This is a genomic window from Acinetobacter sp. CY79 (genome assembly GCF_059515845.1).
The window spans coordinates 1-13107 of record NZ_JCAKMY010000018.1; the positions used below are offsets into that span (position 1 = coordinate 1).

Consider the following 13107-nt stretch of genomic DNA (forward strand, 5'->3'; position numbering starts at 1 on the left):
GATACTGCTGACACTATGCCCCGAAAGGGGCTTTCTTTTATTTAACGAAAAGGACAAATCCATGCGTAAACGTAACCCACTTAAAGCAGTAATCAAGAAAGAAGACCGCTTTGGTATGGCACACAAAATTGCGGGACATAAGCATGACGCTGCCGTAGTTAAGCTATGGAAAGAGGTTCAAGCTGTAGGCTTAGAAATCTACTATCAAGCCCACAAAGGTATGCTCAAGCAGATGAACGAACTCCCTGAGGGTTGGTTAAACACCGTAACACGTATCAACTTTCGAGCTATTGATGATAAACCATTCAGCATAGTTAAAAAGCACTACTCCGCTAACGATAATGGGTCTAAAGTATATGGATCCACTGATTACGTGCTAAGTGTTGACTTACCTAAAGCATTACCTAGACTAAGTGCCGATACAATCTACCGCTTAGCTGTGAACGCTACCCTTGTTGCTAAACATGCTGAGGCAACACGAGCATACCTACTTGAGTATGAAGAACGTCAACACTGTGCTGAACGTATGGAGACATTCCTAGAAGACTTTCGCACATTCGAGAAACTCTATGAAGCTTGGCCTGAGGTACGTGAACTTGTGAAAAATTGGGAACCTATCCCTGAGCTTACCAAACCACAGTACCCAGTGATGGCTCTTGATACGCAGTCACTTAATGATGAATTTGGTTTACCTACAAAGGTGGCAGCATGATCCGAGGTATTCAACCTTTAATTATTGCCTTTACCATATTCACTATCAGTGTAGGGTACACCGCATTCGTAGGGTTTTACTTACCAATATGGCTTTGGGGCATCACCTCAGTATTTATGCTGATCTACTCAGCCTTACGTGTGGAGAAAGTTAACCATACTTGGATGGCTGTGTACTCCTTCCAGGGCGGAACTGGTCGAATGTTCTTTACATCAAAAACAGGTAAAGTACATAAGGCGTTCATCATTGCGGTGGATGAATGCATTAAAAAGAACCCAGCAACTCCAAGCGCATTTGTAATCAATCTGGTATATCTCGGACTGACTGTAGAATGAACAAAGCCCCCAATTAAGGGGGCTTTACTATGGGCCAAGAGTCTGCCATCAATTTCGCATCATTTGCGTGTCCATCAGCAAGTTTCGCCAACCCGCTATATCTTGCGATGCACTGTCCTGATACGGTATCAAGGGCATCGGCGTACTCTGTTCGGGCTTCTTCGGAAGCGTAGACATACTTCCGCTTGGCTTCTGATAATGCGACTGACATCCTGTCAACGCTAGTATTGAGCTGAGCGTTACTACGCTCCAAAGCTTTAACTTTCTCATCATACTCCTTCTCTGCAATTAACAACCGCTCATTCCAAGCAGCTGTTGTTCTCTCCTTTGCAAGCAACTGATCAAGTACATACTGATCATGTTTTGCTATCTGTTCTACAGTCTTACGACTTAAATGGTCGGCATACAAAACCAAACCACAAATCACAAGGCTCAACACTAAGCTCAAACATTCAAACTTGTGCTCCCAAATCCAACGCCATCCTTTAACTGCAACATTCCCTAAAGCCCCTAAAGCATTAACTAGCAACATGATCTCGAATCACCTCAGCAATTGCCTTAGCAACTAGCCATTTCTTCGCATCCCACAATGCAAGCTCTGCAAAGTTAGAGATGAAGAATAACTCTACGATCAAGCCATTTCCCTTAGATACAAACCCTAAACGTGAGTGTTGACCACTCCCCTCAGATTTCCATCCCTTATCACCACGCAACGGAATACCAAGTACTCCCTTAATTGCACCTGCAATTTTTTGCGCGATCTCCTTATGCTCTGTACCTGATAACACTTCAACTCCACGAGCTGATCCGTTATCTGACGCATTGCAATGGAACTCCACAGCCAAGTGAGCACCTTTTGCTAACTGGATTGCAGTTGTAAGCGGTAGGTTCGATTTACCTGTACCATCAGTACGAGTAATTAATCCAAATGTTTTCAAGTACGAAACGACCATGTTTCGACACTCAACAACAATATCCGCCTCTGTACGGTCTCCATTTACCGCACCCGGATCACGATCATTGTGACCCGCTGTAACTGTAATAATCGCCATAACTACCTCCTTGTAGTTGTGCGAATCCTAACACAGCACGCACGTACGTACGTAATTAAGTTTTAAGATGAACATCAATCCATAAATCTTGAGGAATCTCAAACGGTTGACCATCCTTGGTCGTCAAGATTCTTAAGGCTGAACCCAATGATTCAAACTTCACTTGGAACATTGGTACATCGTCTGCATCCAGTGGTACTTCCTTTGTCCATCGAGTTGTCTCTAAGACAGCAGCGGAGATGGTATAAATACCCACACCCTCCCGCAAAAACTCCAGTACTTCACCATGCTGTGTGGTACAAGTCTGCCAAGTCACACGAGCAGAGTTATCACACGCTTTGATGTTCCCATTCACTGTCACTGTGCTATTGGTTTCACCAAATTGTTTATACCAACGAGTAAAGCCTTGTTCCTTGGATTCTCGTAAAACCAAGTCACTAACTCGACCAATCCCCTGTAACCCTACCTGACCCTTAGTTGATGCTGTACGTGTTGCCAATGTAATTGCAGACACATCATCCATGTTTGCATAAAACAATTCACCGGACTTGTAGTCCTCTGCTGTACGTCCATCAACGTCTAAACCGAGTGGTGAAAGGTCTGTCCCAAAACCACACGTACCGATCACCATAATATCGTTCTCGGCAGTACCTACCTCTCGTACAGCTGCTTCACCTAACCCAAGATTACGGCGAGCACCTTCCATAGTTGATGAACCTGTACCTCCTCGTGATACAGGAAGCGCCACAGGTAATACGTCTGTACTCTCCCCACCTGACATGAAGCTGTACAACTCTACAAATGTTGAGTTGATCTTCTGTGCTCCGGTACGAGCTGAGTCACCTGTCTTATCGTTTGGTGCTGCACCAAACTTAACTACTAATCTAGCCATATATCCTCCATGACAATCTGACAATGATACAGCTAACCAAATTTGGTACTAAATCCTGATAACACCTAACATTACCGGCTTAATTTCAAGGAGGAAATTATGCCTAAGCAAACAATCACCTTTGGCAATGGGCCAATGGGTATTGGAGGCGACACATACAAGACAGCCTTCATTAAGACTAATGAAAACTTCACTGAACTTTACGACAGTACACTCTCTGCCGTAACTACTCGTATCCCTAACGCTCAGACAGACTTCAACACCTTAACCAAGGCAGGTACATACTTTGCTATGTTCGGTATGAGCACTGGAAAGAATGGTCCACCTCTTGTGGGTAACTATGGATTCCTTAAGGTAACTAACTCCGGGAGTTGGATCCTACAGGAAGCCTTTGGAGATGTGCCTCCGTTCTACGCTCAAATGCGTGTATCTATTAACGGTACTTGGGGAGCTTGGGGCAATCTTGCTCAAGTGGATAAACTTCGTACCGCACGGTTAATTAATGGTGTAGCTTTCGATGGTAGTAAGGACATTACCATTCGAGACTCAAAAGCATTCAAAGCTGATGGCCCTGTCTCAGATGTTACATCTGCTGAGGGGCCTGCATGGAATGCCAATTCAGGTGTGTACCGTATGACGCGTTCAGAGGACACCGCACTTGTTACACACTTCAAGTGCGATACATCCTCGACCACCGCATTACAGCTCTATGCAAACTATGGGAACGGCGGACTGTTTTACAGATCCTCTCGTGATCAGCATGGCTTTGAAAAACCATGGGAACGTCTAATCACTGAAACTGGTGGGACAATCACAGGTGCTTTATCGGCTAAAAATATCCAGATCAACAAGATGAACAACCAAGCCTCAGGCATCTCTTGGTACAACGAATCCTATAGCTCTTGGCAGACCTATATGGCTACTGCACTGAGTACAGGTAACGGTGTTAAGGGAACCATTACTGCCCCTAAAGGTAAGTATGTGACCACTTGGGGTCTTCGTAATGTTATTGAGGATCAAGGCGGGTATGGTTGGACGTTTGAGACTATGCCAAGCCAGGGAACTACACCATTGGTTGTCGCAGAGGTTTCCAGTATCGGTGAGATGCACCTAGCTAAATCACTTGATATTGGTTCAACAAATGGCGCTAAGGACACAGAGTACCATAAGCTGACGATCCATCCTCCGACACATACTGGAGGTGATTGGACGCATACCGTGTATGACGACCAAACCTATGCTTACTACCGATTGAAGTATGCAAACACTGGTCAGTTACAACTTAGATCCGACGGTAAGCTTGAGGTAAGCGCGTTAGAGTCAGCAGGTGACATCGTCACACGTTCAGGGATCATCGGCTCTCCGACTACTACGTATCACCACATTGATCTAGGCGGTAATGGTAAAGATCGTATGAACTTTACTTCGTATGCAGGGTTATTCCAGTTCAAGAACGGACAAGGTACAAATGTTGCAACCATAAACACTTCGGGCGTGACAGCGCCTAACTTCTATGGCGCTGCAACTAATCTACGACCTCAACGTATCGGTGAAAACGCAGACCTCAACAACTACGTGGCTGTTGGGGAATACTACAGCGATTCAGATGCAAATGTGAGAACTATGTTGAATACCCCGAATGGGTTCTCGTTCACTATGTCAGTGACGAAGACTGCAGGGGTTGTTCAAAAACTCACTAATTACACGGGACAAAGTACCCGAAACTTTGTACGTGGCTTCTATAACGGCGGTTGGTCAGCTTGGCGTGAACTTGTCTACAAAGACGAGCTTACAGACCTCGCTCCGGGAGTACCAACAGGCGCAGTATCTTGGGGTATGTACAACAGAGAGAAAATTCCTGCAGGTCTTGCATCCCTAGACGGTCAGTGGGTACTTAAAACCACGTTCCCTAAGCTATGGGAATTAGTCAATGCAGGTAACTTGATTAGTGTTACAGACGCAGATTGGGTAGCCGATCCACTGAAACGAAGTGCTTTTGCAATCCACCCAACAGATGCAGCAACGTTCCGCTTGCCTGACTTAAATGGTCGTTTTGAGGCTTCGTTGAAGTCACCAGTACTTCGTGGTGATGGGTACAGCCCAAGCGGTACAATGCTTGGCGATGCTATTCGAAATTTTACAGCTAAAATCGGTCATACGAGTGAGTGGAGTTTTTCTTCGGCAGCAGATAACGGCATCATGTATCGTTCTAACTGGCAGACCGTAGGTAGCCCTAACGGTACGTCAAACCAAGATCGTTTCTTGCTTAACCTTGATGCATCTCGTCAAGTACCAACAGCAAATGAAAACCGTCCGAACTCAGCGTTCGGTATTTATGTAATCGCAGTTCGATAAAGGATTATCAATGCAATACTTAGTAAACCAAGATGGTAAGTACACTGGCACATTGTCAGGTACTCCCGAAGAAGTCTTAACCCAAGTACCAACAGGACATACCGTAGTCCACCTACCCCCACCACGGAGCACGGACTCCTGGAATGGAACTGAATGGGTTGATATTGGTTCACGACCATCGAGCTATCACCAGTTCGATTATGCTGTGAAAAAGTGGGTAGATTCACGGCCACTACATGAAGCCCAGCAAGTAAAGTGGGATCAGATTAAGTTACAACGTAACATCATTGAGTTCAGTGGTTTTATGTTCAAGAACAAGAAGTTCGACTCAGATCAGATCTCACAGACACGGATCCTTGCTGCAGTAGTCATGGGTCAACCGATCACTTGGACATTGGCAGATGATACAACTATGGATCTAACGTCCGAGGATCTACTGGCACTGGGCGGAGCATTAGCAATGCACGTTACCAGTACTCATGAACGAGGCCGGTTAGCTAGACAGCTCATCGACCAAGCACTCACAAACTCAGAGGTAGACGCAGTAATCCTCTAGACAAAAAGCCCCTCAAGTGAGGGGCTTTCTTTTTGCTTTAGTAATAATCCAACTTCACACTAGGGAATGATGCAATAGGTACATTCAAAACAACGTGAGTAACCGTAGAGTAAGCGTGAGCATAAGATGCCTCCCCTTCATACTGGACTGTTAGTTCAGTTCCATCAGCGTTCCATGCGTATGCAGGTCCACACCCATTCATAGCAACACCCATTGTCATACAAACGTAAAGAGGGTGCCCATCCTTAGACTTGTACACCTGCCTGTAGTTAGTCACAAAGGCATCGTACTTCGGATAAGTGTTGTACACATAATAGGACGCTTCACGGTTACGGTTGTTCCGAATATCCTCATCTGTCGTAGAACCACGAGGCTTCTGCCAGATGTACTGAACATTAGGATGTCTAAAGTACTCTGAAATAGTCCATATCACCGAACCATCTACAGGCGAGTACTGTGTCAAATAACCTTCGGGCAAATTCTTCTGACTGCCAGTGACAATCATACTTGCTGTCGGGTATACGTTTGTTTGTGTGCCCACGGTATAACCATAACCATCCTTACGTGATGCAGACATAAAGATTCCTGAGGGAACACAAACCCAAGCCATACCACCATCATACACAACATGGTGGTTATGCCCATCTCCGTCACCATCTGATTTCACATCAGGCCGGAACTGTGGGTAAGAAGCAATAGCAGCATCACTCAACCCACCAAAAACCTCACGCCTCCTCAATTTTGGTGGGGATCCCGAAGTACCTGGCCTTAATGTTGTGTACCCTGTTTGGGTGTATGAATCACCTAAATCAAGTCGAGAAGCATCATGGCTAAAACGGTAGTGAAATCCCTGAGGCTTCAACTGAGAAGACAACAACAGTGTACCGTCAACACTGTATGCTTCAATACCTGTAGTCATGACGCAATCCAAACAACTGTAAGGGAGTGTGAATAACTCTCTGCAATCGCAGGTAGCTTTGCAATGCTACCACTAAACGGAATTCGCACCTTGTTATCTACCACCTCCCCAGGGTATACGTTGGGCGTTGCATTACTCGCAGGATCTTTACGTATTTCCCTGAGAAATGCGATAGTGTTATTTAGCCCCAGAGTTGGGACCCCCGCAGGGGGGGTAATGTTGTACTCAAATATCGTATGCACATACTCCCCAGAGGCTGCAGTCGTACAGTTAGCTGTCGATAGCACCACTGGATGAGCATCAATGACTGTGTGTAAAACCATAATTCCAGTAGTGTTTGTACTAAACAATAACTCCCCAGAAGAGCTGAAAACTTCAATACCTGTTGGCATGTGACCTCCTTATCACCATGTTCCAATACGAATAGCTACGCGCCCATTAGGGTGGTAGAACGTGGTTAGCATCCCATTCTGAACTTGCTTAGATCCATCTGCTGCAGTCAGAGAGAAATTCCTTGCTTTAACGCTAACAGCGTCAATAGCTGCAGCACTTAAATGATCGGCTTTAATTGTTCCGGCTGTGATTCTATCACCGTGCATTGTTCCAGTAGTAATCTTGTTAGCAGACAAGTTACCTACGATTGCATCATTAATAACTGTCTGACCGTTTACTACAGAGAAGACTTTCTTACCTGTACTTGGTGAACCAACATAGAACTGATCTGCATTTACACCAAAAGCAGAAGTCACCTTACCTGCTACAAGGTCAGATACCAAACCATACCCTGACAGGACACCGTTGTTATCAATGGTTACTGTCTTCATCCCTCGGATACCGTCAACAACCTCTGACTGCTCAGTAATCTTTACCGCAAGGGAAGCACCTAATGCAGTCCAAGGCCCCCACGTTTCAAGAGTGGCAGACTTACGTACATAAACCTGATTCTCTGCACCACCACGCATAACCTGTCTAATTGGACCACCTGATGAGTCATTCCACTGAACAGTGGTTGTCAGTACGCCGTAGGTGTTACCAATCAGTGCAGATGTCAGCCCAACAGTATTTACGTACTTAAACTCCGTAACTTCTCGATACGAGTAGTGAGTCCAATACCATTGTGGGTTTTGGTTATCGTTCCGAGTATCCGGGATAGACACAGAATCCAAACGGATGTTACTCAGGGAGGTAGTCACCTCTGATTTCAACGTGGTAGTTGCATTTGCAATTGCCTTAGTCGCATCAGTCTTGGTGATGTAGTCATTAGTAAGCTTTGCATTGGTTTGATTCAACTTACCTGTTAGATCATCCACAGCCGGTTGGAGAGTGCCCTCCACTACCTCACTAAAAGATGACTCAAGTACGGTCAATTGCTGAGTTACAGACTTCTCAAGATCCGCAATAGCTAACTCAGTTGTTTCGATAGTCGCAAGAGCACCGCCGTACTTAGCTTCAAACTGATCCACACGCATAGCAGTTGTAGCGTTAGCATCAGCCAAAGCAGTCACCACACCTTGATAACCTGCATTGATTTCAATGTCAGCAAAGAGTTCGGTATTACCCGCCATGTGGGGAACAAGTTCTGCAGCAAGAGACTCAACCATTGCCGCTTCAACCTTGTTACGCTCTACCCATGTATCAATCGTTTGATCATATGTGGCAAGGGTGTTGTCTAACTGAGCTTTCAATGAGTTAGCTGCTACAGCAATTGCACTATCTGCATCAACTTTTGTGTAGCGATCTGCAAGAGCTGTTGCTGTCGCCACAGTTCGCGCCTGAACTTCCTCATTAGACTCTGACCACCCTGTAGCGATAGAACCACGTTCAATCTTCCACTTGGATAGGATCAGGCCTCCCCCAACCGAACCTGCTGCAATACTCAAGTGAGGTAAGATAGACGTAGTACCTGGGAACCACTTACGTGTCTGCGTGAATGCAACTTCCTTGCCGTTAGCTAAAGCTGAGATGTCGCCTTGTAACTGCACGTACGACATACCCGAAGTCAAGTAGAAACTTGGTAGAAACCTAGGTAAATTCGTAGGATCTACGGCACGAAACCACAGAGATATAGTGATGTCCTCACTGTCCTTAATCTCTTGGAACACTGGCCCAAAGCCTGTAGTGCTCCCCCACCAGCTAGTAAAGTACGTACTCTCTAGGGGAGTGTTAGTAGGCTTAATCTGAACACTTCCATCGCTTAAGATGGAGGTGACTACTTGCGTTGGTTGTCCAACACTTCCTACACGGAAATTCTTAAAGGAGTTCGTTACAAGGTTATTACCTCCAATCACAAGGCTAGACTTGAACTCAGACAGCTCCCCTGCAATTACTTCATCTGCTTTCGCAGAGGTGTAGTAACCTGCAAGAATCGAAGCATCTGCTTTCTTGTTGATGTTCCCCTCTGCAGTAGCCATCCGTGAAGCCAGTCCAGTAATTTGACTGGCATTCGCGTCCGCCTTAGTAACTGCAGTATTAGCGGTGGTCTGAGCTGTTGCCGCGTTTTTAAGTGCTGTACCTGCTAACGTATCAATCTCCTCAAGCTCAGCAAACATCTGATCAAGACGTTGGACTTGAGTTTTTACAACACCATCAACCTCTGTAACCTTTGCGTTCGTAGTTGAGATTGCCTGAGCATTTGCAGTTACATCTTTCAATATCCCAACATTACTAGGAACCCACCCTGTAGCAACATTACCAACCTGCACCATGACCTCAGTAAAACAGATGTCATAAAGCGTACCGTACGCCCCTCCGAACATGAAAGTGAACGAGGTCTTGTCTTTATCTGTAGGTACTTGCCAAGTAAAACTGTACCGCTTAGGTTCATGGGTCAGCACTGGCGTTGCGAAGTACTTCTGTGGGTCATTACCATCCGCGACGGCAGTCTGGTGAATCAACACTGACGCAACTTGACCTACCACATCAGAGTAGGCCAAAAATGATAATGTTAGACTCTCACCCCGAGCCACATCTAAACCAATAGATGTCAACACCCCCTTAAAATATGCTGTGTTTAAACCTTTGAGGTGGAGAAACTGCCGTCTGAACTTTGTAATGATTGTGCGTGATGACGCTGTAGAGTTCTCCCAAGAACTCCAACCAGTCATTCCATTAGTAAAATTGGAGTTGATGAGTAAGTTATCCCCACCAAGTTTTAAGGAGGCCTTGTATTTTGACAGTTCGCCTGATGCGATCTCAGTAGATTTAGCGTCACTCTCTGTCTTGGTGTAGATGTTCTGCAAAGCAGAGCTATCAGCCTTTTTACTTAGACCATTCTCAGTAGCAGTCACTCGTCCTGATAATGTATTCAACGAGTCTGTGTTCGCAGTCGTACGACCATCAATGTTTGCAACATTTGTGTTGGTTGTGTTGAGTGCCGTAGCATCAGCCTTAGTATTTACCTTGTCATTGGTTTGAGTAAGCCCCGCTTTTACAGATGCAATATCTGTAGCTTGGCTTTGAATGTCCTGACCATGCTGAGTTACCTTAGTATCCAGTCCACTGATCGCTTCATTGTTAGCATCAAGACCTGCTTGGGCATTCGTCATTGAACCTTTCAAATTGTTCAAATCGGTTGTATGACCTGTGACAACTCCTCGTGTATTCGTCACCTCTGCTTTCAATGCATTGAATGCATTCACATCCACATTCGTCTCAGCACCTTCACCGATGTCTGTGATCGACGCTGCAAGTGAGTCAAGACGGCTAGACATTGCCTGTTCATTGCTATTAACGACAGCTTCAAGGTTTGATACAGCTAAGGCATCTGCCTTGTTTGCAAGAGTGGCTTTGACAGAGTTAAGCTCGTTCGCCTGTGCTGTATTCGCAGTCACGGCAGAGTCAGCCACGCTTTGTGCATTAGCAACTGCAGTACCTAAACCATCAAGATCAGTACCTACCTCCTCAAAGCGAGTCGCTGTAGCAGAGTCAAGCTCGGATAGTGCTGTCGATACAGTGTTGACCTTTGCAGTGGTTTCACCTAAACCAGTAGAAACAGTATCAATACGTTCAGCTAAAGCAGAGTCACTGTCTGCAACTACCTCTGTGAGTGTTGCAACGTCAGCTGTCAGTTTGTCGGCTACGTCATGCAACTCAGCAAAGGAAACAGATAGACCTACCACAGTGGACGCAGTCGATGCATGTGCATTTGTCACCACCTGTACTTGGTTACTGACGACAGCGAAATTATCACCAGTCGATACCTTGAAAGCGTTCAGACTTGTGATGATGTTTGCGTCAGATGTACGAAGCTCCTCAATATCAATCGTCACCCCGTCTTGAAGTTGTTGAAACTGCAGACGTAGTTCATCCCGAACGTCTGTAACCTTTTTATCGTAGGCAACGCTGAGTTCATTTGTCTTGGCTTCAAGCGCTTCTGACGCAGTTAATGCAACACCATTAATCGCCGTAAGTAGTCGTTGTGCTTCTTCCTCAATAAGCGCGACACGATCCTGTGCCTCTAACTCAAGGAGTTGAGCTGTACGGTGTGCAACCTCTGCAAACGCATCTGTACGTTCAGCTGATTCAGCGAGTAACTGCTCGCTTAGTTTCTGAGTCTCCTCCAAAAGACGCTGTGAGTGGTAGGTCGCTTCAAGACGTACTTGCTCCGCTCGTTCTCTGCGTTCTCGTTCAATCCCATCCTCAACCTCAGTGAATCTCCCCCACAACTCAGCATCCAATGCATCAACACCTACCTGCCCTAATAGTGAATCCACTAAGGTAGAAACGTCAGTGTTCTCAAGAGCCTGGGAGGAATCCTGTGCTGCTTGGATTACAACAGATTCAAGCGTGCGGAGTTTTGTGTTAATAGCCTTCTCTGCTTCCGCAATGTATGAACCTAATTCAAGTTCCCATTGTTGTGCTGCAGATAGGATCGACCATCCGATAGTGTAGTCATCATTATCGAACGTCCATTCTGTTGAGTCCCAAGTCGTATCATCTAACGCTTGGGTATGATCCCCAACAGCCGCCATAGTTGCATTAAAGTACCAACTGTTTTGTTGGTCTGTTTCGTTCAGCTTTGCAACCAAAGCTTCATCACCTGCGATGCGCTCGCTTCGCTCAACATCTAGTGATGCGCTTTGAGTTGCAAACTCCTGAGAGGTACTACCATGATGTTCCTCGATAAGACCTATCACTTGAGCATGGTCTTTTGAGTGTTGACTTCTTAAGTCAGCTACTTCATCCACAACGCCTTGTACAAGTTTTGCTCTGACGAGTTGTTCTTGAGTCAAAGACGTACCGTGACTCTCAATAAGAGTTTGCAAACTTGCGTCATTAGTACTTAAACTACCGACCTCGCCCTGCAAGGATTGTCGAAGGATTCCGATTTCTTGCGTATTTTGGGCAACGGTAGAGTTAAGTTTTTGAAAATCCTCTGCAAGAGTACGTACGTACGTAGGTACTTGCGTATTTTCAGATGTATTCCCATCCATGGGATTAGCTCCTACCAAGTAAAGCCGAGATTCTAATACGGCAAAGGATTGACAACATAATCGGGGGCCTCCGCCCCCTGAAACGGCTTTTCAAAGGAACAAAGATGTCTAAACAAATTGCAGAATATATCGACCATATGGGGAACGATATGTCGGTAGTGAACGCTGCACGTGTCTCATTCGACAAAGTGGCTGAGCTATTTACTGATGAAGCCAATGCTTCATTAATTCGCTATCTTGCACGTGGACGTAGTTCTAAAGACTACAAAGGTCTCTTAGAGACTATCTCCAAAGGAACAAACACTCTCGAAGAAGCTGAGGACATCCTCGGCGAAATCTCGTCAACCGCAGTTCACTGGACTCCGTTTGCACACACAGCTATCACACTCCGCATGGCTGCCCCTGTACCTATTCGTACCCAAAGTTTCAAACACAAGATCGGCATGGTAGAGAACGAGGAATCTCGTCGCTATATCTCAAGCCGTCCTGAGTTGTATATCCCGGACCACTTCCGCGCAAAACCCGAAGGCTCAATTAAACAGGGCTCAGGCTTAGTGCATCAAGGCTCTGACAAATGGTTAGAGATCTACGAAGTTCGTTGTATGGATGCAATCCGTACTTATGAAGCAATGATTGCTGACGGCGTTTGTCCGGAGCAATCACGATTCATCCTCCCACAAGGCGTACTTGTTAATTGGATTTGGACAGGGAACCTCTTGGCTTTTGCAAACTTCTACAACAAACGTAGCGACTCCCACGCTCAAGTAGAGATTCAGCAATTAGCGGAACAAGTTAAAAACATTATCGAGCCACTGTATCCAGTGTCTTGGAATGCCCTCACTTTTAATTAATTT

General features: G+C 45.6%; 11 protein-coding genes. 5 read left to right on the forward strand and 6 right to left on the reverse strand.

The window, feature by feature from the left end; genetic code table 11:
• Positions 1-61 precede the first annotated feature (61 nt).
• Entirely contained in the window at positions 62-712 is a 651-nt protein-coding gene (locus tag AC5YCE_RS08940) for an Nmad5 family putative nucleotide modification protein (RefSeq protein WP_496171782.1), read from the forward strand.
• Positions 709-1047 carry a hypothetical protein gene (locus AC5YCE_RS08945; RefSeq protein ID WP_496171783.1) on the forward strand — a complete coding sequence of 113 codons (339 nt, stop codon included), beginning with the start codon at positions 709-711 and terminating at the stop codon, positions 1045-1047. Before AC5YCE_RS08940 ends, AC5YCE_RS08945 begins: the two co-directional genes overlap by 4 nt.
• Before the next feature lie 13 nt (positions 1048-1060).
• Here the strand turns inward: AC5YCE_RS08945 and AC5YCE_RS08950 are convergent, their stop codons facing one another.
• The 3 genes from AC5YCE_RS08950 to AC5YCE_RS08960 are packed head-to-tail and all read right to left on the reverse strand — an operon-like array spanning position 1061 to position 2991.
• The gene (locus AC5YCE_RS08950; RefSeq protein ID WP_496171784.1) at positions 1061-1579 is read right to left on the reverse strand and encodes a hypothetical protein; all 519 of its coding nucleotides are present in this window, start codon (positions 1577-1579) and stop codon (positions 1061-1063) included.
• Complete coding sequence (locus AC5YCE_RS08955; protein ID WP_496171785.1) at positions 1566-2099, reverse strand: N-acetylmuramoyl-L-alanine amidase; 534 nt, start codon at positions 2097-2099, stop codon at positions 1566-1568. The genes AC5YCE_RS08950 and AC5YCE_RS08955 overlap by 14 nt, the downstream gene beginning before the upstream one ends.
• Before the next feature lie 55 nt (positions 2100-2154).
• Positions 2155-2991, reverse strand: coding sequence for a hypothetical protein (locus AC5YCE_RS08960; RefSeq protein ID WP_496171786.1), 837 nt, complete (start codon positions 2989-2991; stop codon positions 2155-2157).
• Positions 2992-3090: 99 nt separating this feature from the next.
• Between AC5YCE_RS08960 and AC5YCE_RS08965 the strand changes: the two genes are divergently transcribed.
• Both AC5YCE_RS08965 and AC5YCE_RS08970 read left to right on the forward strand, forming a co-directional pair.
• A complete protein-coding gene (locus tag AC5YCE_RS08965) occupies positions 3091-5346 on the forward strand; it encodes a pyocin knob domain-containing protein (RefSeq protein WP_496171787.1) in 2256 nt (751 codons plus the stop codon).
• 10 nt (positions 5347-5356) lie between these two features.
• A complete protein-coding gene (locus AC5YCE_RS08970; RefSeq protein ID WP_496171788.1) occupies positions 5357-5902 on the forward strand; it encodes a DUF4376 domain-containing protein in 546 nt (181 codons plus the stop codon).
• A gap of 37 nt (positions 5903-5939) precedes the next feature.
• Here AC5YCE_RS08970 and AC5YCE_RS08975 read toward each other — a convergent pair whose 3' ends face one another.
• The 3 genes from AC5YCE_RS08975 to AC5YCE_RS08985 form a co-directional block, all read right to left on the reverse strand.
• Positions 5940-6512 (reverse strand): hypothetical protein, encoded by a 573-nt coding sequence (locus tag AC5YCE_RS08975; protein WP_496171789.1) that lies wholly within the window; start codon positions 6510-6512, stop codon positions 5940-5942.
• A 305-nt stretch (positions 6513-6817) separates the two neighbouring features.
• Positions 6818-7144, reverse strand: a complete 327-nt coding sequence (locus tag AC5YCE_RS08980; protein WP_496171790.1) for a hypothetical protein — start codon at positions 7142-7144, stop codon at positions 6818-6820.
• 81 nt (positions 7145-7225) lie between these two features.
• Positions 7226-12253, reverse strand: a complete 5028-nt coding sequence (locus tag AC5YCE_RS08985; RefSeq protein WP_496171791.1) for a carbohydrate binding domain-containing protein — start codon at positions 12251-12253, stop codon at positions 7226-7228.
• Between the two features lie 137 nt (positions 12254-12390).
• Between AC5YCE_RS08985 and thyX the strand changes: the two genes are divergently transcribed.
• Positions 12391-13104 carry an FAD-dependent thymidylate synthase gene (thyX, locus tag AC5YCE_RS08990; RefSeq protein ID WP_496171792.1) on the forward strand — a complete coding sequence of 238 codons (714 nt, stop codon included), beginning with the start codon at positions 12391-12393 and terminating at the stop codon, positions 13102-13104.
• Positions 13105-13107 lie beyond the last annotated feature (3 nt).

Coding starts and splice junctions, on each gene's coding strand:
- AC5YCE_RS08940 (WP_496171782.1), top strand. CDS start 62: ATGCGTAAACGTAACCCACTTAAAGCAGTAATCAAGAAAGAAGACCGC.
- AC5YCE_RS08945 (WP_496171783.1), top strand. CDS start 709: ATGATCCGAGGTATTCAACCTTTAATTATTGCCTTTACCATATTCACT.
- AC5YCE_RS08950 (WP_496171784.1), bottom strand. CDS start 1,579: ATGTTGCTAGTTAATGCTTTAGGGGCTTTAGGGAATGTTGCAGTTAAA.
- AC5YCE_RS08955 (WP_496171785.1), bottom strand. CDS start 2,099: ATGGCGATTATTACAGTTACAGCGGGTCACAATGATCGTGATCCGGGT.
- AC5YCE_RS08960 (WP_496171786.1), bottom strand. CDS start 2,991: ATGGCTAGATTAGTAGTTAAGTTTGGTGCAGCACCAAACGATAAGACA.
- AC5YCE_RS08965 (WP_496171787.1), top strand. CDS start 3,091: ATGCCTAAGCAAACAATCACCTTTGGCAATGGGCCAATGGGTATTGGA.
- AC5YCE_RS08970 (WP_496171788.1), top strand. CDS start 5,357: ATGCAATACTTAGTAAACCAAGATGGTAAGTACACTGGCACATTGTCA.
- AC5YCE_RS08975 (WP_496171789.1), bottom strand. CDS start 6,512: ATGGCTTGGGTTTGTGTTCCCTCAGGAATCTTTATGTCTGCATCACGT.
- AC5YCE_RS08980 (WP_496171790.1), bottom strand. CDS start 7,144: ATGGTTTTACACACAGTCATTGATGCTCATCCAGTGGTGCTATCGACA.
- AC5YCE_RS08985 (WP_496171791.1), bottom strand. CDS start 12,253: ATGGATGGGAATACATCTGAAAATACGCAAGTACCTACGTACGTACGT.
- thyX (WP_496171792.1), top strand. CDS start 12,391: ATGGGGAACGATATGTCGGTAGTGAACGCTGCACGTGTCTCATTCGAC.